The following is a 22,417-nucleotide window of genomic DNA, read 5'->3' on the forward strand; positions in this document are numbered from 1 at the left end:
TCCAGGATGACAATCCCCCACCCAGGAACGGGCGATCGGAAATCGCCTCTCCGGGCGCCACCACAGCCGCCTCCCACAGTGGTCATTGCTCGGCTTGTGCGGCTGAATTTCTCAGACGCTCAATGTTAGAATCAAATAGCCTGCATCCTCATGTTCGTGGAGGACTCGATGGAGTTTGGAAACTGGAAAATTCCGGCGCCGTGGCTGCTCGCGGTGCTCCTTTCCCAGCCTCTCCTCGCCGGTTCGGCGGACGACGGCGAGTATTTCGAAAAGAAGATCCGGCCGCTCCTGGCCGAACACTGCTACGCCTGTCACTCCAGCACCAGCCAGCCGGTCATGGGCGGGCTGATCCTGGACCAGGAAGAGGGCTTTCGCAAGGGAGGCAGCCGCGGGTCTCCCGTGGTCGCGGGCGATCCCGGGTCGAGCCTGCTGATTCGCGCCGTCACCCACCAGGATGACAAGCTGCGCATGCCCCTGGCGGGCCGGCTGGCGGATCGGGAGATCGCCCTGCTCACGGATTGGGTGCGGATGGGCGCCCCCTGGGGGATGACCGCCGACCCGGACCAGACAGCCTCCAAGACGGAAGGCTTCTGGGCCTTCGAGCCTCCGGCGGAACCCTCTCGGCCACAAGTCCGGGACGTCGATTGGGTCCGTTCTCCCATCGACCGATTCATCCTGGCCCGGTTGGAAGCCGAAGGGCTGGAGCCGGCGCCGGCGGCGGACCGGCGGACCCTCATCCGGCGGGCCACCTTCGACCTGACCGGCCTCCCCCCCACCATCGAGGAGATCCGGGATTTCCTCCAGGACCGCTCGCCGGGAGCCTACTCCCGGTTGATCGAGCGTCTCCTGTCCTCGCCCCGCTACGGAGAGCGTTGGGGCCGCCACTGGTTGGACGTGGCCCGCTACGCCGATTCCAACGGGCTGGACGAAAACATGGCGTATACGACGGCCTTCCGCTACCGGGACTACGTGGTCCAGGCCCTCAACCGGGACAAGCCCTACGATCAGTTCGTGCGGGAGCAGTTGGCCGGAGATCTCCTGCCCGAAACGGGTGATCTGGAAACCACGCTGGAGCGCTGGACGGCCACCGGATTCCTCTCCCTGGGTCCCAAGATGCTGGCGGAAGACGACCCCGTGAAGATGCGGATGGACATCATCGACGAGCAGCTCGATACCAGCTTTCGGGCGTTCCTGGGGCTGACCGTTGGCTGCGCCCGTTGCCACGACCACAAGTTCGATCCCGTCTCGATTCGGGACTACTACTCGCTGGCAGGAATCTTCAGAAGCTCCAAGACCATGGAACACCACGACGTTGTGGCCGAGTGGCATGAGCATGTCCTGGCTCCGGCACACGACCGCCTCCAACTGCGGCAGCAGCGGGAGAAGATCGAGGCCAAGACCAAGGCCATCGAATCGGTGACCAGGCGGGAGAACAAGAAGCTGGTCGAGGAGGGCCGCACCCGGGTGGGCGCCTACCTGCTGGCCGCCCAGGAGTTGGCGGAGTATCGGAAGATCCGCCTCAAGAGCGTGTTCGAAGGACGGAATCCCGAAGGGGAACCCCTGGCCGTGCGGAAGGCGGGGAGCTGGGAGCGGGGAAACGTCGAGCGGGAGTTGAAGAAGGGAAAGACGAATATCCCCGAAGCCGAGGGTTCCGACGCGCCTCCCGACGCCTATTTTGCCGAGTACGACATCCGGACCCCCGCAGCCGGCCCCTACCAGTTGGAGTTTCTGGAAGCCGAGACCGGCGCCGGCACTGCGGATATCCACATCAACGGCACCCTGGTCAAGCAGGGGATCGAGGCCATCGAGAACCGGACCGCCTCACCCGACTCGGGGGGTTGGATGGTGGCCGGAATCTTCGACCTCAAGGCCGGACCCAACACGTTGCGCCTGCAGCACAAGACCCGCTTTCCCTATTTCGAGAAGCTGCTGTTGACCCCCAGCCCCCTTCCGGAAGGCGCCCCGATCCCCAGGACCCTGGTCCAGGTGGCCCATCGGGACGGCCTGAACCCCGTCTTTCTGTACCAGTGGATCGATCGCCTCCGCCGGAGCCGCGGTGCGCCCTATTCGGTGCTTTATGCCTGGCACGCCCGGGCCGACGGAAAATCGCGGGAGGGGTGGCAGTCACCGGCGGCGAGGCTCTTCCAGGATTTTGAGGCGACCGATCTGGCGGAGCTGGCCGCCCACTATCAGAAGCAGTTCCGTCTGGCGGAGGAGGCCTGGCGGGCGCTGGTGAGGGAGCGGGAAGTCGTCACCAGGAAGTTCAGCACGGTCCGCGCCGACGACGAGATCGAAGAGACCAAGCTGGAGGATCCGGCCCTGGAGGCCATGAGAGCGATCCTCTACGAGAAATGGGGGCCCTTCCGGCCGCCCGAGAAGACCACCGAGTACTTTCCCGAGGGCGCTCTCCGGGAGTTGGACGCCCTGGAAGCGGAACGGAAGAAGCTGGAGGAAGGCAAACCCGATCTTCCCACGGCCATGGGAATCACCGAAGGACAGCAGATCGACGACTTGGCCATCCATCTGCGCGGCAGCCATTGGGACCTGGGTGAGAAGGTGCCGCGAGGATTTCCGGGACTGGGCCGCAAGTCGCTGGAACGGCTTCGGGACCCGGCAAGCAGCGGACGGCTGGAACTGGCGGATTGGATCACCCGCGGCGACAATCCTTTGGCGGCTCGCGTCATGGTCAACCGGATCTGGCGCTGGCACATGGGCCGGGGGCTGGTGGCCTCCACCGACAACTTTGGCCGGCTGGGCGACGCACCCACTCACCCAGATTTGCTCAACTGGCTGGCGATCCGATTCGTGGAAGGGAATTGGTCCCTGAAACGGATGCATCGTCTCATCATGCTTTCCGCCACCTATCGGATGAGCACCCGGTATTCCGCCCAAGGGTCGGAAACGGATCCTGAGAATCGACTGCTTTGGCGGATGAACCGGCGCCAGTTGGAAGCCGAGGCGATTCGCGACTCCATCCTGGCCGTTTCCGCCTACCTGGACCTGAAGCCGGGAGGATCGTTGTTGGGCCAGAGCGGCCGGGAGTATATCCGGCCCGGAACCCGTTACGACTGGAATCGAAGGTCGATCTATCTTCCGGTGGTGCGCAGTTCCATGTACGATTTCCTGCGGGCCTTCGATTTCGCCGATCCGTCGGTGACGGACGGGGACCGCGGCGCCAGCGTGGTGGCGCCGCAGGCCTTGTTCCTGATGAACGATTCTCTGGTGCTGGAGAACTCGCGGCGGATGGCCACCGGACTCCTGGCCAGGGAAGACCTGGACGAGGCCGCACGGGTCCGCGTGGCCTACGAGCGTGCGTTGGGCCGCCTGCCCAACCAGGAGGAGTCGCGCCGCGCCCTGGAATTCGTGTCCCGCATGGATGCGGGCTGGCGAGACCGGGTCGAAGAGCCCGGCGAACGCCGCCTCCGGTCCTGGCAGGGATTCTGCCAGGCGCTGATGGCGTCGAGTGAATTCGCGTATCTGAATTAGAGGTTCGTGCTATGGACTCACATTGGAATAGTCTGTTGGGGAACCGGGTTTCGCGCCGGGAGATGCTACGGGCCAGCAGTTGCGGCTTCGGCTCCCTGGCCCTGGCGGGCCTCCTGGCCGAGGAGGGCGTGGCCGCGGTTGCTGGGGACTCCGCCAATCCGCTGGCCCAGAGGGCGCCCCATTTCACGCCGCGGGCCAAGCGGATCATCTTCCTCTTCATGCACGGCGGCCCCTCCCAGGTCGATACCTTCGACTACAAGCCCCTGCTCCAGCGGGACCACGGCAAGCCGTTTCCGTTCCAGCGTCCCCGGGTGGTCTCCAGCGAGACCTTCAACCTGCTCAAGTCCCCCTGGGCGTTCAAGCGGCATGGCGAGAGCGGCCAGTGGGTCAGCGAGCTCTTTCCCAACGTGGCCGAGTTCGTGGACGACCTCTGCTTCATCAAGTCCATGCACGCCTCCAACTCCCGTCACGGGGCGGCCCTGTTGGAGTTGCACACCGGCAGCGACACCTTCGTCCGGCCCAGCATCGGTTCCTGGCTCACCTACGGCCTGGGAAGCGAGAACCAGGACATGCCGGGATTCATCACCATCTGCCCCACTCAAGGGCACGGAGGAGCCAACAACTACGGATCGGCCTTTCTGCCCGCTCCCTACGCCGGCACCGCCGTCGGCACCAGCCGAATCGAGGCCAAAAACGCCAAGATCCCCTTCATCACCAACGAACAGGTGCCCCGGGACATCCAGCGCATGCACCTGGATTTCATCCGGGAGATGAATCAGCACCAGTTGGCCCAAACGGGTCCCGACCGGAATCTGGAAGGCCGGATCCAGGCCTTCGAATTGGCGTTCCGGATGCAGGCCCAGGCACCCGGGTTGCAGGATCTCTCGCGGGAATCCGAGGCCACGCGGAAGCTTTACGGCCTGGACGACCGGATGACCGAGGATTTCGGCCGCCAGTGCCTGATGGCCCGCCGTCTGGCCGAGGCCGGCGTCCGCTTCGTCCAGGTGAGTCACAGCTACAAGTGGGATCAGCACCGGCGGCTGCGCCGGGACCACACCCAGAACGCCCGGGAAGTGGACAAGCCCATCGCCGGCCTGCTCCGGGACCTCAAGGGAAGAGGCTTGTTGCAGGACACGCTGGTCCTCTGGGGTGGCGAGTTCGGACGCACCCCGGTGGCCCAGGGCTCCGACGGACGGGACCACAACCCCCAGGGGTTCACCATGTGGATGGCCGGCGGCGGCGTGAAGCCCGGCTTCTCCTACGGCGCCACCGACGACTACGGCTACTACTCGGTGGAAAACAAGGTGCACATCCACGACCTGCACGCCACGATCCTGCACCTCATGGGGCTGGACCATACCCGGCTGACCTACCGCTACGCGGGACGGGATTTCCGGCTCACCGACATCCACGGCAACGTGATTACGGACATCATGGCCTGAGTTTCCGGTAGCTCCGGCATCCGCGCCGATCACCACGCAAGAAATTTCCAGCACCGAAAGGACCCAAATGAGCAGTTTCAGAGGGCTCTATCCGGCCGTCATCACTCCCATGGACCGGGACGACCGGCTCAACGAAGAGGCTTTTCGGCAGGTCCTGGAATTCAACATCCGGGCCGGAGTCCACGGTTTCTGGGTGGCCGGCGGCAGCGGTGAGAGCGTGCTGCTCCAGCCCGGCGAGAACCGGCGGGTCGCCGAGATCGCCGCGGATCAGTGCCGCGGCCGCGCAAGGACCATCATGCACGTGGGCGCGGCGACCACGTCGGCCGCCGCCGGCATGGCCAAACAGGCCGCCCGCGCCGGCGTCGACGCCGTCTGCGCCTTGCCCGGTTCCTTCTACGGGGCGGGCGCGGACGAATCCATCGGCTACTACAAGGCCATCGGCGCGGCCGCCGGCCTGCCCCTGTTCGTCTACAACCTGCCCGACGCCACCGGCCTGGAGTTCACGCCCGATCTGATGAAGAGGCTCCAGGACGAGGTGCCTCAACTGGCCGGTCTCAAGCATTCGGCGGCCAATTTCAAGAACGTCTGGATCTTCGCCCGCATGGGCCTGGCCTGCTTCAAGGGTTTCAGCTGCCTGATGTTGCCGGCCCTGGTCGAGGGAGCCGTGGGGTGTGTGGACGGACCGCCCGGCGTGGCTCCCGAAGCCTTCCTTCAAGTCTGGGACGCGTATCAGGAAGGGGACTGGACGCGGGCCCGGAGGGCGCAGGACACGGCCACGGAGATCTTCGGCCTGTTCGACGGGGAGTACGGCCCCTACGTCGCGGTCCTCAAGGAGCTCATGGGAAGGCGTCTCGGAATCGACTGCGGAGTCCCGCGGCCTCCGGGAATGCCGTTGACCCGAGAGCAGGCGGACCGTGTCTGGAACCGGTTCCGGGAGCTGATGCCTGAGGCCTGAGCACCCAGGGAGGGGGGACTTTCAGTCCCGACTGCTCCAAAGTCAATAACTACCGAAGGTTAACGTTTTCAATGTATTACCGGGTTCTTCGCCGAATCGGTAAAGTAGTTGACTCCCAACATTCGACGTCCTGAACAGGCAACAAACAGGCAGCATAATCAGCCCCCGACAGCCGACACAACCTTCCTCGTTTCCGATCTGCCCTTCCGGACAGACTCGCATAATCCCTTTTTTCGGAGGCTATACCCCGCGTCTCTGCCGCCCTGGGTCTTACCTAGAAGTATTCACTCGATTGACCACGTGCACTTTTAACCTGGGTCCCAGGCGCGGGTGATCAACCTGGATCATCTCTTCAAGAGCCGGGATCCGAACAAAGCACGGTCGATCTGGTGACCCGCACGGCTCAGACTGCGCCCGGGCGACTGGTTCCACCGAACATGCCCCTTGGCCCGCCAGCATTGCGAGCGATAGCGCAATCACTCCAAACACCACGCGGCTGTACCAATCAACCAACATTACTTTGTGTCTCGATACCATGGTTCCTCCTATCCCTTTCGTCTGTCCCGTTTCGCGAAGCGGTTGAATCACCCAAGCTGAAGATTGTGTTCATCACTACCTTGGATGCGTGCCAAAGCGAGATATCTCAGCACTCTACTCGTTCCATGGGTGAGTCCACGTCAGCCGACCGTTGAAGTCTCCGGGTATTCCCACTACTGAGTACAACGGCTGAAATCGGGATCGGTCACACTCTTTTTGACGGCAGCGGCTTCGGGCATGATTTGAGGGGCAGACTAGAGCGGGCATCGAGGCGCTGGGAAATCAGCGTGACGGCACGGTTCAATGCCAGGTCTTCAGGAGTTCGATTTGGAGCTTCGATTTCCGAAGTCGAGCCTGCCGACGTGGTGACGCACCCGACAGGCCCTGAGCCAACTCGTCCTATGCCGGAGGAGGAGCCAGCCTGCAAGTCATTTTGCTTCGCCAGTCCCTGGGGTTCAACCCAGCAAAGGATCCCGTATCCGAGTTGGGATTTCCAGACGGTGGATTATCGCGTCCTACACTTCGCCCACTAGCACCTCGTTTGCGGCCGTCGGATGGCCCGTTTCCGATCGAGTGTTCTCCTTGCTCGGCCTATTCGATGAGCCTGACCCGCGACAAGCCCGCCTGTGCCTCAGACCTGTAGCCACGCTCACGGGGAAGGCAAGGGCTCTCGACTCATACCGTGGGGTGACGGCCGCACTGGAGAGGACGGTCGAGTTGCAACCAGCGGTGTAAGGTCGCTCCTTCCAGGTCGTGATTGACGGTGAACGCACTCGGCAGTCGCAAAGGCTGATGGAGGGCCGTTTCGTTTGTGCGAAAAGAGGGTCTCGCGCCCGATCCGGGATGTGAATGGGACAAGGGGGGTGGATTCACAAAAAGCGGTCCCGGTGATTCACAAATGCGCTGTCCCCGATCTGTTTTCCTTTCAGTCAGTTACGGACCCATGCCCCCAGGTCCGCGTGGCCGATCGGGGAGATCGGAGGTGGACGGGAGCGACCCCCCCTTTTTGCTGCCCGGTGCGGGCGCGGGGGTGTTGCGCAATTCACATTGCTCAACACCCCCTGGGGGGGTCGCTCCCGTCCAAAATATCCCTGGCGGGAAGGCAATTCGTACACCCTATGAAGTGGCCGTATACGGTTCTCATTCTGGCTGATTCGTCGGCAATGATCTGGCGGACCAAATGCGAATCATTCCCTGGGCCTGGATCCCGTACTGGATCTGATCTCCTCTCACGATTCGCCCGTGCATGCCGGGCACCAGGCTTGGTCCGACTTGGCTTCAGGCATTGCCCTCGCGCTTACCAAGTCGCTTTCGGTGTCCGTGTGGCGCAGGCCGCGCCTGTGCCGGTGAACTAGACCATGGATTATCGGCACAGGCATGGTGGCGTAATGTGCAAGAATGAACGCGATGAGCATTGCCGGTCCATTCCAAGGAAGTCTCTTCGCCCATGATTTCCTTCAAGATTCAGTCATTCATCTAGATGACTGGCGGGACATCTCTCCCATTGAACTTGGCACCTTCGAAGCCTTTGTGCGGGAGGTTTTCGACGCCTTTCCAAGTGCCAGTTTACCCAATGAAAGCCAGACGGAAGACGATCTGATCTGGCCTATCCTGGTGCATCTCGGCTGGACCGCGAGCCTGCGGCAGCAAAACCTCTCCGCTCACGGTCGGGCGGACGTGCCCGACGGCCTGCTGTTCCCGGACGCTGAGGCGAAGGCCCGAGCCAACAGCTTTGCCGAAGAATGGAAGCGCTATGAGTTCGGAGTCGCAGTGGTCGAGTCGAAGCGCTGGCGGCGGCCGATTGATCGCCGTTCCGGGCGACGGGGGGAGGAAACAGCGCCGTCGACCCAGATGCTCCGCTATCTTCGTCGTGTGGACGACTTGACCACCGGCAGGCTCCGCTGGGGCATTCTCACGAACGGTGCCCGGTGGCGGCTCTACTATCAGGGAGCCCGTTCCGTCTCGGAACAGTTTTTTGAGATGAATCTAGCGGCGCTTCTCGGACTCCCCGGCTACAGCGACGGGCCATTATCCATCACAAGAGATGATCGCCGCCACTGGCTGAAGGTGTTCATGCTCGTCTTCCGGCGCGAAGCCTTCCTTTCGGGAACGACCGACCCGCGCACGTTCCATCAGCGAGCCATTGAGGAAGGCCGGTTTTACGAGGAACGCGTCGCCGCCAGCCTTTCTGCTCTAGTTTTCGACCAAGTCTTCCCCGAACTTGCCCGTGCCATCGCAGCCAACACGCCCGAGTCATCATTGCCGGACGTGCGCGAGGCCGCCCTGGTTCTCCTCTATCGTCTCCTGTTCATCTTCTACGCCGAGGATCGTGACCTTTTACCTGTACGCAATACGAGTTACGACGACTACGCGCTACGTGAGAAGGTGCGCGGTGATGTCGGGCGACGCAAAGATCGTGGTGATGTCTTCTCCGCACAAGCCGCCCGGTACTGGTCGGCCGTTGACGACCTTTGCCGGGCCATCGATCAAGGAGACGAGTCCATCGGCCTACCACCCTACAACGGCGGGCTTTTCGACCGGCCACGCGTGCCACTGCTCAACAACATTCGGCTCAGCGATGAAGTAATGGCCAATGTCATTGACGCGCTTTCATTTGAGCAAACCCCCAATGGCCGCCGCTACATCAATTATCGCGATCTCGGCGTTCAGCAGCTTGGCACGATCTACGAACGCTTGATCGAACAGGAGATCGTTCGCGCCGGCCGTGAGATTGTCGTTCGCCCGAACGTCTTTGCACGGAAGGGATCTGGCAGCTATTACACGCCCGACGATCTGGTCGGCCTGATCATCAAGGAAACGGTAGAACCACTAGTCCAGTCTCGGATGGACGCCTTCGCTGCTAAGATTTCCGATCTCTCCACGAGTCATCTGCCTGAAGACCGCAAGATAGGTCAATTGAAGCGCGTCGATCCGGCCGAGAAGCTGCTCGACCTGAAAATCTGCGATCCCGCCATGGGTTCAGGACATTTTCTGGTCAACTTGGTGGATCACCTCGCTGATCGAGTGATCTCTGCCATGGCCGAGGCGGAAGCCTTGATTGACGATTACATCTCGCCGTTGACCGAGAGGATCGACGTGATCCGAAACACGATCATAGGCAACGCCGAGGACCGAGGTTGGACCATCGATGCGCAACAACTCGACGACCGGCATATCGTCCGACGCATGGTTCTCAAGCGCTGCGTCTACGGCGTCGACAAGAACCCCATGGCCGTCGAACTGGCCAAGGTCGCGCTCTGGCTACACACGTTCACAGTCGGGGCACCGTTGAGTTTCTTGGATCATCACCTTCGTTGCGGCGATAGTTTGTTCGGTTCATGGGTCCGTGTCGGCATCGACAAGGCGAAGGAGCAAGGCGGCCCACTTTTTTTGAAAGGGCCACTACAACGGGCCACACGGGCTGCGGCTCCCATGCAGATTATCGAGGGACTGACCGATGCCGAGATTGCGGAAGCCCACCGTTCTGCGGAAGTGTTCGCTGAAATCGAGGCGATGACGACGCCATTAGATGCGTTCCTGTCTCTGGTCCTTGCCTTCGATTGGCTTCATATCCGTAATCGCGACGACAAGAATGCGCTTTTTGCATACTTCACCGGAATCTTCGGGGACCCTGTGGACATTGCCTCGGGCACAGTCAAAGTCTCAACGGAGATAGAGGGCAGTGAGCGATTTTCCGAACTGCTTGACAAAGCAAAGCAGATTCACAGTGAAGAACACTTTTTCAATTGGCAGGTGACTTTCCCCGGTGTGTGGTCGGAGTGGGAAGCCGCCGAGCTGCATGGCGGATTCGACGCGGTGATCGGCAATCCACCCTGGGAGCGAATGAAGTTGCAGCAAGTTGAGTGGTTCGCTGCCCGCCACCCTGAGATCGCACACGCGCAGCGGGCCGCTGACCGAAAGCGCATGATCGCCGCGTTGCGCGATGCAGGGGACCCGCTTGCCTCAGAGTTTGAACGTGCGAGCGAGCGGGCCGAGTCCGCTGTCCGGATTGCGCGGACGAGCGGCGATTATCCGTATCTTTCTCGTGGCGATGTGAACACCTACTCTCTGTTCGTGGAGCGGGCGATGACGCTCGTCGCACCCGGTGGCATGGTGGGGCTACTGACCCCAATCGGTATTGCGACGGACAAAACTTCGGCACCGTTCTTCGCTAAACGGATTCGCACTCGTTCCGTGAAGGTGTTCTTCGCTTTCGAGAACCGGCGTGGATGGCTTTTCCCAGATATTCATCATGAGGAACAGCCGTCGGTATTTGTGTTCGCAGAGTCCCAGCACCATTTCTCTGACTTTGATTTCTGTGTCCGCATCTCGTCGTGGGAACAATTCAACGACTCCAATCGACGTTTTCGCGTATCCGCGAATCTCTTGCGACGGGTCAATCCAAACACCGGAACCGTACCGATCTTCCGGTTCCGCCGTGACGCCGAACTGACCTCGGCGATCTACAGCCGCCTGCCGATCCTCGTTGATCGGTCAACGGGCGGGGAAGTTAAGGCATGGCCGGTGAAATACAAGACGATGTTCCACATGACCAGCGACTCCGGCCTGTTCCGCACCCGCAAGGAGCTCGATGAGACGGAGGGTGCATGGCACCTGGGAGCTAACCGCTTCGCCAGTCCTTCCGGTGACTGGATGCCCCTCTACGAAGGCAAGATGATCCAGATTCACAACCACCGCTATGCGGGCGTTCGCATCAATCCCAATAGCATCAGCAGTCAAGGGGTGGCCGTAAGAGCAGGTCTGGCGGACCTCCAAGATCCCGCGTTCGTACCGCATCCGAGGTATTGGGTCAATGCGACCCATATTTCCGAAGTCGATCGTGGAAACTGGCGGATCGGTTTCAACCACATCTGCAATACGAACAACGCACGAAGCCTTATTGCGTGCGTTGTCCCAGACGCTGGATTTGGCAATTCGTTACCGATCCTCTCTTTTGCGGATGGAATGACTGAATTTGATCTCGCTCTGTTGGTCGCGAACCTCTGTGCGCTCGTTTGCGATTATGTCGCTAGGCAGAAGATCCAATCACGGAACCTGAACAAATACATCCTGGAGCAACTCCCACTCGTCCCGCCTGACCGTTACGAGGCCGTCCGCTTCGGCCCCAAAACGGCCAGGGAGATTGTCCGAGCGGCCGTTCTTGAGTTGACCTACACTTCTCATGAAATGGCGCCCTTCGCGTGCGATATGGGTTACGTTGACGAGGCGGGAGTCGTAAAGCCACCCTTCATCTGGAACGAAGAGCGTCGTCTGATCCTGCGCTCCAAGCTCGACGCTGTGTTCTTCCATCTATACGGCGTCACGAACCGCGACGATGTCCGCCATATCTACTCGACCTTTCCCGTCGTGAAACGTCGGGAAACAAGAGTCCACGGCTGCTACTACTCCCGTGATGTTTGCCTTGCCTGGATGAACGCGCTAAGCGCCGGCGCGCCAGATGCGGAGATCAATCTGTGAAGGCGTATCTCTGTTCTGCGTGGGAGGTGTGTGGCTACTTCAGGGCGTAGGCTGATTTGCTCAAGCGGTGCGGCGAGAAGCTCTCAATGTGCTCGATTCACAGCTTTGGGGGTTGTGATTGTTCCAACGCAACGACTCCTACAACGCCTCCATCTCAGCCAGCGCCACTCGCAGGCATGCACTGGTGCTGGGGACAAGGGAATCGGGACTGTCGGTACAGTCGATCTGAGCCCGAGCCAACATGACAGGACGGGCTAGTAGTATGAGTTGCTCAATGAGTTCAGTTTGACTTGGCTGAATGGGCCAGGGCGAAAGAGGGCGGGACATACTTAAATGGATTGTTCAGATGGCGAGCAAATCCGCAATCGAATGGACTGATGCAACTTGGAACCCGGTAACCGGCTGCACTAAAGTCTCTCGCGGTTGCGACAATTGTTATGCTGAGCGCCTTTCCGAGCGGTTCCGCGGCACACCCGGGCATCCATTTGAGAGCGGGTTTGATCTTACGCTTCGCCCAGAGCGCCTTTCCCAACCGCTTTCGTGGAAACGACCGAGAAGGATCTTCGTCAATTCGATGAGCGACCTGTTTCACAACAGAATTCCAACAAAGTTCATCGATCGTGTTTTTGAGACGATGGAGTCTGCTGACCAGCATGTGTATCAGGTGCTCACGAAGCGAAGCTCACTGATGAAGAATTACCTGCTACAAAGGTACGATGGCAGCGCGACGCCGCGCCATATCTGGTGCGGAGTGTCCGTTGAAGATCACAAGGCAACCGCCAGGATTCAACACCTTAAGACGGCTCCGATCACCATTCGTTTTCTTTCCATCGAACCGCTTCTCGGCCCTGTGGGAGAGATTGATCTGCAAGGGATTTCCTGGGTCATCGTCGGCGGGGAGAGCGGCCCGAAGGCACGCCCCATGGAACTACGCTGGGTCCTTGATATCAGGGATATGTGCAAACAAAGTGGAGTTGACTTTTTCTTCAAACAATGGGGGGGGCGTACGCCGAAGGCGGGCGGACGCAAGCTTGAGGGCATTGAGCATAACGCCATGCCTGGTTACCCTTGACGGAGACGCGAGACCGTGAATTTCAGTTGGCATCCTGACGAATCCCCACCTCTGATCGAGGCACACAGCAAGGCAAAGCTCGATGTTTTGCGCAGCTACCTGCACGCCTATCTCGATAGGCTGAACATCAATCCTCATCGCGAAGAATTCAAACTCGATCTTGTTGATGGTTTTGCCGGAGGGGGTACGTTTCTGGACGGCAAAGAGGTAGTTTCGGGATCCCCATTGATCATGCTTGAGGAATCCGAAAAAGCAAAAGGGAGACTGAATCGACGCCGTACTAATCCTCTGCGTTTCGACTTCGGGTACTACTTTGTCGATAAGGAGGCCGCCCATATAGGTCATCTCAAGAAAGTTCTGGATGAACGCGGTTACCAAGTTGATGGGGAACGGATTGTCGTTATTAACAAACGATTCGAGGAAGTGCTTGACGATATCATCGCGAAAATTCGCCGCCGACAACCTCGCGCCGGACGCTCAATTTTTCTTCTTGACCAGACCGGATTCGCACAGGTCGCGCTGGAACTCGTAGCTCGGATTTTTCGTGAACTGCCGGCTGCGGAGGTCATACTTACGTTTGCCACAGATGCGCTCGTCAACCATCTTGCGGAAACACGGTCGCAGATCAAGGCAGTCGCTCCGATCGATTTGTCGGAAGCACAAATACGCGAGTTGATCGAGTACCGGGATGGAGATGGCGGTCGAGCCCTTATTCAGAGAACGTTGCGTAATCATATTCGCACCGGGACGAGAGCGACCTATGATACTCCATTCTTCATCCGACCTCGTCGGTCACGCCGTGCCTTGTGGTTCCTCCATCTGTCGAGACATCCTACTGCGCGCGATGTCATGATTCAGCGGCATTGGGAGATTTCAAATACCTTCGAACACTACGGTCCCGGCGATTTCGGGATGCTGGGATGGGAAGGATTGCACTCCAAGACACTGCCCCTATTCCATTTTACAGGGCATGACGCCGAGCAGATGCGGTCGGAACTTTTGAATTCCCTGCCGGAGAAACTGTTCGGTTTGGTATCCGAAACCCCGATCACCGTTGACACGATGCGGCATATGCTTGCAAACAAGACAGCCGCTCGATTCTCGGATCTTGACGAGGCGGTCCTCCAACTTTTCCGGGAAAGAGAACTTAGAATTTTGGATCCCGATGGCAAAGTGCGCTCCCATACTCTGAGACGTCTTCGGCCTTCCGATCAGATTGCACTTCCCAATACGCTGTTGCTTCCCGGAATTTCCCGCCGCCGTTAAGGTTTTGCAGACAGGCAATTGGAGTTTCCAATAAGCATGAAGGGATTCCCCGAGGAAATCTAAGGCGCCGCTCCGCGGTCTCAGAGACCTACCTCCATTTATTTGTGATCACAGTTCCCCTGTCATCCACTTGACTTTCCCGATTACCTCGTCCTCGCCCCATGTCTCGGGCTCCCAAGCCGGGTGATCGCTGACCAGCAGCCAGTTGCCTGAATCGTCGATCACGGATCGCTTGACGACCAAGCCATCGCTCTTGCGAACCACATAGAAATGTCCTCGCAGCCGTCGCCTCCGGTTGTGGTCGACCGGGGTCACGCAGCCTTCCGGCAAGGCCATCGGCACATTTCGCAAACTGGCCGATCTGATCATCATTACGGCCAGAGTCGATTCTCTGGAACCGTGGTACGATTCTTCCCACGGCGAAGAACCCGGATCCAGAAAGGAGGAGATGCATATGGGCATCTATAAGGTGAAGGATCGCCGGGGGAGACGACGTTTCGTCGTCAGCAAGTACTGGCCGCATGGATCCGGTCGGCTCCGAATGTACGCCCCCAACTACCGGAGCGCACAGGCGCTTCAAACACGAATCGAGTCCAGCATCCTGGACGGCACATGGAAGCAGCTCAAGGAGGAGCTCGCCGGCGGGAACCGTACCGTCTGGACGGTCCGGAGCTTCTACGAGCGATTTTTCGAGGAGTATTGCAAACCTCGCATGCGCTCCCGGCGTCGCTATGCGCTCTCGTTCAAGAGCCTCAACGCCATGCTGGGGAACATTCCCCTGAAGGAGTTCCGCCGCAAGGACCTGTACCGCTACGTCGCCAAGAGGAAGAAGCAAGTGCAGCCGGCCACGGTGAACCGCGACATTGCCGCCATCAGCAAGCTGTTTTCCTACGCGCTGGAGTGCGGAGAGGTGGACACGCACCCGCTGGTGAGATTCCCCAAACTCAAAGAACCCAGGAAGGTCTTCCGGCCCTTGACGGTTCAACAGTTCCGCGACCTGGTCGAGGCGATGGACAACCCTTACCTGCAAGCCATGGTTGCGGTGATCGGCGAGACGGGGATTCGGAAAGGCGAAGCGTTGTCGCTCACCTGGAAACGGGTGGACCTATCCCGGAGGCTGCTATGGGTGGAATTCACCAAGGACGACGAGCCGAGGGAGATTCCGCTCTCGAAGTACGCTGCTGGATACCTGGCCAGGCTTCCACGTTACCTGAACACCTCATACGTCTTTGTCAACAGCAGAACAGGGACAAGATGGGTGAATCCGGACAAGCCGCTACATCGAGCCGCCGAGAGGGTGGGTTTGAAGGTCGGTTTTCACGATCTGAGGCGATTCCGGTGCAGCCATTGGCTGATGCAGGGGGTGGACGTGAGGACGGTGCAGAAGTTGATGGGGCACTCGGCCATCAGCACGACGATGCGCTACGCAGGGTACGTCAGTTCTCATGCGCTTGCCAGCATACGGGAGGCACAGGCTAACGAAGACTCACAATCGCAACAGGCAACAAACAGGCAACGGGTAATAAACAAGGTGGAATGATTCGAGGGGAAAGTTGGGACAACCTGTTGAAAATAAAGGATCTAGTTCGTAGCTCATCTGGACAGAGCAACGGACTTTCAGTCCTATCCGAGACCGGAGGGCCGCCGAGCGCGTCGGATCAGCGGATTGGATCGGTCTGCGGCCTTGAACTTCGCGGGCCAGGGAACTCGCCCCGTCGTCCATCCGTCGGAAGTTCTGCCCGAGCAGGTCTGTGGGCCGGCCCGCGGCCTCGATTTGGTCTTGGACCGGGTTGACGGGCGGTCCGGAGTTGATTCATGCCCACGAGAGACACAGAGGAATTTCGATGTCTTCCCATTCCGGAGGACGCCCGTGAACTCAGCTGAGGGGCGTAGGTGGGAGTTTCGTCGGCTCCGGCCGTGCCCGACACAGCGTCATTGAATTGGCACCACCGGAAGCGTCGTGAAGATCCGGCGGCCGACGTCCATCTCCAGAGCCACTCCGGTGAACCTCAGGCCCTCGGGAGCGGCACAACGAACCGATCCCAGGAAGTCGGAAGTATCGGCCTCCTTGAACATTTCGTCGATGAACCGGGCCGTCTGTGCGTTGGCTTCCAACTTGATCGGGGTTTCGGCTCGTTCGTGGCCATTCCGCGTCAATTTGCAGGTCACCGTCAGGGTTTCCGTTTCCAGGTTTCGGATCGCCACCCCGGTGTTGATTCCGTCCGCTTGGCGGCGGGCCGGGAACACGGCCGCCGTGAGCGGCTGGCTTGCCCCCACTCCGGCCACGCCCAACTCCGGGTGGTCGAAGCGCAGGACCCCGCCGATGGGGCCGTCGGAGACCACCCGCACCGATCCGACCTTCAGCTCCCCTTCTCCCGTGGTGGTGAGCGTCCGCTCCCCCAGGGGCCTGAGCGTCCGCCCGAAGGTCAAGGCGCCGTCTTCGCTCACTTCCAGATCCCCCCTCACATCGACCACCGCGGCCGGGGCGATGAGACCTCCCTCCTGGTCATAGAAATAGATGGCGGGTCGAACCGGCCCCGCGGCCACGTTCACCAACACCAGGTCGGAGGCAATGGAGGACCCGTTGGCGAAGTGGGCGAAATGCAACTGCGTGTCCTCCTGGGTCCGCACGGGAGACACGGGCACGACCGGCAAGGTGGTGAAGATGCGGTTTTGGAAATCCATCTCCAAGGCCACACCGGCGAACGATGCCCCAGCGGGCGCCCGGCAGCGCACCGAGCCCACGAAGTCGGACGTGTCGATGTCCGGAAACAGCTCGTTGATGAACCGGGCCGCCTGCCCGTTGACCGCCAGCGGGATCTGCGCCTCCATCCGCACGTTACCCTCTTGCAGCAGTTGGCAGCGCACCGTGATGGCGTGCTCTCCCAGGTTGCGGACCGCCGCGCCGGTGTTGATCCCGCCGGCCTGACGGCGAGCGGGGAAGATGGCGTCGTTGACGGGTTGGCCCGCTCCCACTCCGGCCACGCCGGCGGTGGCGTCGTTGAAGCGCAGGATCCCGCCGATCCGCCCGTCCGAAATCACCCGCACCGATCCCGTCACCAGTTCGTTTCGTCCCCGGGTGGAGAGCGTCCACTCGCCGGAAGGCTCGATCGCCGTCGTGACGCCGCCGTCCACGGTCGCTTCCACGTCGCCCCGCACGTCCACCACCGACTCGGGAGCGATGAGGTCGCCCTTCGGACTGTAGAAGTAGACGGCCGGGTGGATCACCGAGGTGTCCACGTTCACCAGAACCAGGTCGGAGGTGGTGGATTGGCCCTGCCAGACCCCGTCGGCAAAGTGTGGGAATTCCTGAGTGATCCGGGGACCCACACGGGTGGTGATCCGGGAGCGTCCGCCCGTTATGTGAAACCAGTACTCGATCACCTTGTCGCGGTAGTCTCGGTGCAGACGGAGCAGCTCGGGCTCAGGCTTCCGCCCCGGCTCCAGCAAATAGACGAATCCCGCGTTGAAGTCCTTTTGCGCGGTCGCCGCCGACGGCTCTCGCGGACCCTCGGCCGCAATGACCTGATCGATCGCCACGATTTCCTTGTCGGCATGATACGTTCCCAGATACCGCCCGCTCCATCCCGCCCTGTCGTTCCCGGGTGCCGGCTCCAGGTTGCGCAACACGTACAAGTCCGGTACCTCAGAGGCCTCCGCCAGACCCATGGCGTAGAGATCGAGCCACGACAGTCCTGAAGCGCCCCCGAAGTCGGTTATGGCCGTAAAGGTTCCGTTGCCGTTGTCGCGCCAGAACCCTCCCCCTTCTCCTCCCATCATCAATGAATGCGCTTTTTCCCCGCCCCAGGGATACGCGGCCGGAGCATGAAGCTCACCCCGCCAGTGGCATCGGCAGCCATCGGCCAAGGAATCGGCGAACAAACGTCCGCGCATCCCGTTGCTCTCGACATATGAAAGATATGCGGTCCACGAGTGTGTCAATTCGTGCGCGAACCAAGTCAGATCGCCCTTGAAGTTTCCGTTTCTCCAGTCGTGGCTGCGGCCTCCTGCTTGCTCGATCCAGACGGCTTTTCCGAAGTGGCCCAGAAGGCGCCCGTCGCCGCACGGTGCTTCCCCCCAGGTATGCTCGCGCCCAATTCCCCTTATGCCGTTGTAGTAGTTCTGCCACTGGGTATTGTTCACTTGGGAATCGACGCGGAACTCGTTATGGAAGATCAACAGGTCGAACCGGTCGCCCAGGTTCTCGGTAATGCGGCAGGCGATCACCGCCATGTCCGGCAGGTCCCGATAATGGAAGACCTCCCTCTGCGTCCGGGAAGACCCGTGATCAGGTTCCGACAAATCGGCGGGCGCCATGGTGGGCAGGCGCAAGGACACCGGAGTGGTGCCATCCCCCCTCACAAACGAGCGGTTGTCATCGTACTCGTGGGCGCCCGCCCAGACCGACGCGGAAAGTCCCTGGAGATCGCCGATGTCGGCCACCAGTTCGATTCGATTCGCCCTGTCGCCCGGGCGGGACTTGCCGCCCCAGACGCTGTTGTCGCCGCCGATCTCGATCTTCCAGACGAGATCTATGTCCGACGAGTCCTGCGAGTACGGCGGCTCGGTGTCGAAGAACAGCCGATAGTTGTAGAAACCCGTGGTCGGCTCGGGAATGGGGTCTCTGGTAGTGAATTCTAGAATCACAGTGTCAGCTTCGGTCTCGTACAGCGCCACCTCCAACAGATCGAGGTGGCCGGGAAGGCCAGGGTCGGTGGCATCTGCGACAGACGCGATCAGGTCGCCCTTTTCGACCACGTCTGAGAACAGGCCGACGACGCCGTCGCGGACCGTGATGCGGCCGTAGTTGAACTGGATGGCGCCATCGGCGTACAGGATCGTCTGGAAGCGTTCCGCGTGGTCAGGAACGTCTAGTCGGAAGGCGTCGTACTCGGACGCGAACCAGGTGACCACGACGCGATCCGGAAAGCGCGCCACGAACTGGGATGCAAGAGGATCGAGCCCATAAAGCCCTCCAAACGCCGGCTTATACAGTGCGCTGATCGTCGGGGTGGTGGCGAGCCGCGCTGCCGATTCGGTCATCGGGGAAAACCACGCCGCGAAATGTTTCGAGTGCTCGAGCGGTGCGCCGAAGGCAAGCAGGCCGTGCTTGCTCATGAAGACCGAATTCCACCGGCGACCAGAGTAGTCGAACTCGAAGTCCCCGAACTCGACTTCGACGCCATCCCGGAACTTTTCCCACTTGAGGGTTACTTCGGCACCGAGGGTTTCCTCCCATTCCAGGCTTCGGACGTCACGCGAGTACCCGCCCCGTCCGTCTGGAGTGAAGACGAGCGTCATCCCATTCAGGTCGAAATGGTTGGCCGGCTGGGTGTCTTCGGGCTGGAGTTCGACGAGAATCCGATTGTCCGCCGTCGTCGAAATGCCGTTGACCGCGCTCGGCCGTGTGTGAGACGCGAGAGCTCCGGAACCCGACAGGAGCGCCAAGGCGAAAATGTAACGGCCAGAGGTCACAATCAGCTGCTTCAACAATGTGCTCCAGTTTGAGTCTTGCCTCTTTTCTCGGGACCCCGAACCGGCAGGATGTTCGGGCCGGGAAGCGGGCATCGCTCACGAGCATTTCAGATCATGGGGCGATCCTTCGCATTGCCCCGATCCGGTCGAAATCTCTGTCGTAGCTAACCAGCTCAGTGATCCCCCGTTGCTCCATATGGCATACGGTCAACGCGTCCTCGAAGTCTAGAAAGGGTGAGGAGGCATAGAGATCGAGCGCACGCAGATAGACTTTTTTTTGTGGGAGCTTCAGCCCTCGGAGGGTCAGTATCGGCAAGAGCCGGGCTCTGATCTCCTCGTGGCTAAGGCGATATGGAGCACGATGCGAAGATAGTACGTAGACGACCTCAGTAACGATGGCTTCACAGACAAAAAGTTCCTCTCGCCCTTGTTTGACTTGCTGAAAGAGGCGATAGCAGGCTTCGGCCTTGACCTCGTCATCACGAGTCAGGTAGCGCAGGATGACGTTTGTGTCCAAGAACTTCATGTGTTTTCCAACGCCAGTCCGGTCTTCTCAGCTTTGGAATCCTTGGCCGCCTGGGTGATTCTCTCGAAGTCTTCGGGTCGGCCTGAAGGCTTCACAGACCCGTAGGCCGACTCCAGGCTGAAGGGAACCGGCTCTAGACGCACTTCGCCCTTTTCAATGGTGAATGCGACTTTGTCCCTGGGTTTCACACCCAACATTCGCCGCACTTCTGCGGGAATGGTGACTTGGCCACGCTGTGTAATTGTTGTCGTGATCTGCTTCATATGTTCTCTCAATGGGAAATCACTATTCAATGAATTTATAAAATATCATTGATACACGCTAGAGTCCAGGAGCCAGCAGACATGGTTCCCGTACAAGTGTGAAATTGGTGTGCACTTGGTCCCAAGAACTCGCGAACCACCCCGCTCGCGCAGGATCTCCACCGGACGTAGAAAATCTCTCGCAGCGTTGTTGCGCAACAGGACAAAACACGTCGGCAGCTGAAACGCGACGGTGGATTTGATTGCGACTCCGCAGCGTTTCCGATTCTACTTGAATTGAAACGAGAACAGGCTCGAGTTCCGGATCCAGAATCGAAGCTGGACGGGGCGGCCCTCCAGTGAGCTCACGTCGCTGTTGCCCTGCCAACTGGCCTGGACGGCTCCCCGGACGGCCATGGGGTCCGACTCCTTCAACGAGAAGCCGGGCAGCGGCCGGGTCTGGTGGTCCAGGATCTCCACCTTGATCTGGGGAATCCCGGCCCCGTCGTTGTGCCGGGCGGCCTCCATGTTGACGTGCAGGCCCGAGCCTTCGAAGCTGAAGGTCTGGGTGAGCAGAATTCCGGGCTTGAGCTTTCCCGCGTCGATGGAGACGAATCCGTCCTCCGGCAGGGTCGCCAGGCCGGGCGCCCGCAGCGGCGCCTCACCCTCGGCCTCCTGCTTCAGATAGAGCTGTTCGGGCCCCCGCCAGTTGGCGCCCGTGTAGTAAATCCAGATCTTCCCCCCCTGCATGATCGGCGCCTGGGAGTAGACGCTGACCGAGTCGAAGCTCCCCTCGGGGCCGGGACGGACCAGGGGCTCCCGGAATTTCCGTTCGTAGTTCACGCCGTCACGGCTGAAGGCCAGCGTCGGGTAATGGAGCGTCCGCGTGGTTCGAAAGATCCACGGGGTGGCGATGTAGGTGCCCTCGTAGGCCACCACCGGAAAGAGATAGAACTCGGCGTCCGGGTAGTCCTCATCGTCCGGTAGGAGGATGTTCTGGGGGAGACTCCAATTCCTGAAGTCGGGGCTTTCGGACCGTCCCACGGTCCTGATGCCGGTGGGGCACCTGCGGTGCAGGCAGTTCTCGATGTGGGCGGCGTAGACCCTCCGGATCGGGTCCCATCCCATGTAGTGGGTGGGGCCCCAGCGGCCCGGCTCCGGCGTCGTGTCCATCACCGGATTGGTCGGCTCGGGGGTCCAGTTGAATCCGTCCGGGGAATAGTAGACGTGCAACTGCATGCCGGGCGGGTCCGTGGTGCGGGTCATTGCTATCGACTTGTACCGCTTGGCGGGATCGGTCTCGTTGGGGTCTTCGAAAGTCGGCGCCCGGCTGTCGGCCGGCAGCAGGTTGTTGTTGCGGCTGCCGTCGAACTCCACCTTGCCCAGGTTCGGCTTCACCCAGTGGACTCCGTCCCTGGAGGTGGCGTAACAGAGCCTGTATTTGTAATTGTGGTAGATCCCCACGTAACGGTAGGGAGCTTCAACCCGCTCCCAGACGGCGCCGGTGTCGGTCCAGTGGTATTCGGAGAGCTGCCCGCCCGGTTCCGCGCGCCATTCGCCGCTGGTGGAATACCACATCTTGAAGAGCTTCTCCTCGGGGTCGTAAATGACCTTGCCCACGGGCGTGAGATGTCCCTCCCAGGGCCGGTCCGGGCGGAGAACCGGGTTGCTCGGCTCCTTGGCCGCAGTGTTGAGCACCTGCTTGGCATCGCTCAGGCTCTGGATCATGTAGTCGTCGATGAACAACTGCTTGCGATTGCCGATCTCCAACAGGCTCGGAACGTCGGAAGCGGCGGCGGTGATGGTGGACAGTACGATGACGCAGAGCGTTCGCGTCCAGAAATGGGTTTTCATGGGCTCCTCTGTGGATAGGATCGAAGGGGTGACATTCTTGTTCGGGAACACCGAAAAGTACCACACAGGTGTTGGCCGTTCACG

Annotated in this window: 12 protein-coding genes; 7 read left to right on the forward strand and 5 right to left on the reverse strand. The window is 60.5% G+C overall.

Annotated elements, in window-relative coordinates; genetic code table 11:
• Positions 1-168: 168 nt before the first annotated feature.
• The 6 genes from OXT71_14555 to OXT71_14580 all read left to right on the forward strand — a co-directional run bounded on the left by OXT71_14555 (position 169) and on the right by OXT71_14580 (position 14,236).
• Positions 169-3,486 (forward strand): DUF1553 domain-containing protein, encoded by a 3,318-nt coding sequence (locus OXT71_14555; protein MDE2927612.1) that lies wholly within the window; start codon positions 169-171, stop codon positions 3,484-3,486.
• 11 nt (positions 3,487-3,497) lie between these two features.
• A complete protein-coding gene (locus tag OXT71_14560; protein ID MDE2927613.1) occupies positions 3,498-4,928 on the forward strand; it encodes a DUF1501 domain-containing protein in 1,431 nt (476 codons plus the stop codon).
• Positions 4,929-4,995: 67 nt separating this feature from the next.
• Positions 4,996-5,883, forward strand: a complete 888-nt coding sequence (locus tag OXT71_14565; GenBank protein MDE2927614.1) for a dihydrodipicolinate synthase family protein — start codon at positions 4,996-4,998, stop codon at positions 5,881-5,883.
• 1,935 nt (positions 5,884-7,818) lie between these two features.
• Complete coding sequence (locus tag OXT71_14570; protein ID MDE2927615.1) at positions 7,819-11,898, forward strand: restriction endonuclease; 4,080 nt, start codon at positions 7,819-7,821, stop codon at positions 11,896-11,898.
• Between the two features lie 346 nt (positions 11,899-12,244).
• Positions 12,245-12,970 carry a phage Gp37/Gp68 family protein gene (locus OXT71_14575; GenBank protein MDE2927616.1) on the forward strand — a complete coding sequence of 242 codons (726 nt, stop codon included), beginning with the start codon at positions 12,245-12,247 and terminating at the stop codon, positions 12,968-12,970.
• 15 nt (positions 12,971-12,985) lie between these two features.
• The gene (locus OXT71_14580) at positions 12,986-14,236 is read left to right on the forward strand and encodes a three-Cys-motif partner protein TcmP (protein MDE2927617.1); all 1,251 of its coding nucleotides are present in this window, start codon (positions 12,986-12,988) and stop codon (positions 14,234-14,236) included.
• A gap of 108 nt (positions 14,237-14,344) precedes the next feature.
• On the opposite strand, the gene OXT71_14585 is transcribed toward OXT71_14580, so the two are convergent.
• Positions 14,345-14,698, reverse strand: coding sequence for a S24 family peptidase (locus OXT71_14585; protein MDE2927618.1), 354 nt, complete (start codon positions 14,696-14,698; stop codon positions 14,345-14,347).
• Here OXT71_14585 and OXT71_14590 point away from each other — a divergent pair.
• Complete coding sequence (locus tag OXT71_14590; protein MDE2927619.1) at positions 14,691-15,776, forward strand: site-specific integrase; 1,086 nt, start codon at positions 14,691-14,693, stop codon at positions 15,774-15,776. The genes OXT71_14585 and OXT71_14590 overlap by 8 nt on opposite strands.
• Positions 15,777-16,168: 392 nt before the next feature.
• Here the strand turns inward: OXT71_14590 and OXT71_14595 are convergent, their stop codons facing one another.
• From OXT71_14595 to OXT71_14610, 4 genes are all read right to left on the reverse strand, one after another.
• Positions 16,169-19,726 (reverse strand): hypothetical protein, encoded by a 3,558-nt coding sequence (locus tag OXT71_14595; GenBank protein ID MDE2927620.1) that lies wholly within the window; start codon positions 19,724-19,726, stop codon positions 16,169-16,171.
• 97 nt (positions 19,727-19,823) lie between these two features.
• Positions 19,824-20,237: a PIN domain-containing protein gene (locus OXT71_14600; GenBank protein ID MDE2927621.1), complete on the reverse strand. Its 414-nt coding sequence runs from the start codon at positions 20,235-20,237 to the stop codon at positions 19,824-19,826.
• Entirely contained in the window at positions 20,234-20,500 is a 267-nt protein-coding gene (locus OXT71_14605) for a type II toxin-antitoxin system PrlF family antitoxin (protein ID MDE2927622.1), read from the reverse strand. The genes OXT71_14600 and OXT71_14605 overlap by 4 nt, the downstream gene beginning before the upstream one ends.
• 267 nt (positions 20,501-20,767) lie before the next feature.
• Positions 20,768-22,333, reverse strand: a complete 1,566-nt coding sequence (locus tag OXT71_14610) for a hypothetical protein (GenBank protein MDE2927623.1) — start codon at positions 22,331-22,333, stop codon at positions 20,768-20,770.
• Positions 22,334-22,417: the final 84 nt, after the last annotated feature.

This window comes from Acidobacteriota bacterium (genome assembly GCA_028874215.1).
In the GTDB taxonomy this organism is placed as follows: domain Bacteria; phylum Acidobacteriota; class UBA6911; order RPQK01; family JAJDTT01; genus JAJDTT01.

Coding starts and splice junctions, on each gene's coding strand:
- OXT71_14555 (MDE2927612.1), top strand. CDS start 169: ATGGAGTTTGGAAACTGGAAAATTCCGGCGCCGTGGCTGCTCGCGGTG.
- OXT71_14560 (MDE2927613.1), top strand. CDS start 3,498: ATGGACTCACATTGGAATAGTCTGTTGGGGAACCGGGTTTCGCGCCGG.
- OXT71_14565 (MDE2927614.1), top strand. CDS start 4,996: ATGAGCAGTTTCAGAGGGCTCTATCCGGCCGTCATCACTCCCATGGAC.
- OXT71_14570 (MDE2927615.1), top strand. CDS start 7,819: ATGAACGCGATGAGCATTGCCGGTCCATTCCAAGGAAGTCTCTTCGCC.
- OXT71_14575 (MDE2927616.1), top strand. CDS start 12,245: ATGGCGAGCAAATCCGCAATCGAATGGACTGATGCAACTTGGAACCCG.
- OXT71_14590 (MDE2927619.1), top strand. CDS start 14,691: ATGGGCATCTATAAGGTGAAGGATCGCCGGGGGAGACGACGTTTCGTC.
- OXT71_14585 (MDE2927618.1), bottom strand. CDS start 14,698: ATGCCCATATGCATCTCCTCCTTTCTGGATCCGGGTTCTTCGCCGTGG.
- OXT71_14600 (MDE2927621.1), bottom strand. CDS start 20,237: ATGAAGTTCTTGGACACAAACGTCATCCTGCGCTACCTGACTCGTGAT.
- OXT71_14605 (MDE2927622.1), bottom strand. CDS start 20,500: ATGAAGCAGATCACGACAACAATTACACAGCGTGGCCAAGTCACCATT.
- OXT71_14610 (MDE2927623.1), bottom strand. CDS start 22,333: ATGAAAACCCATTTCTGGACGCGAACGCTCTGCGTCATCGTACTGTCC.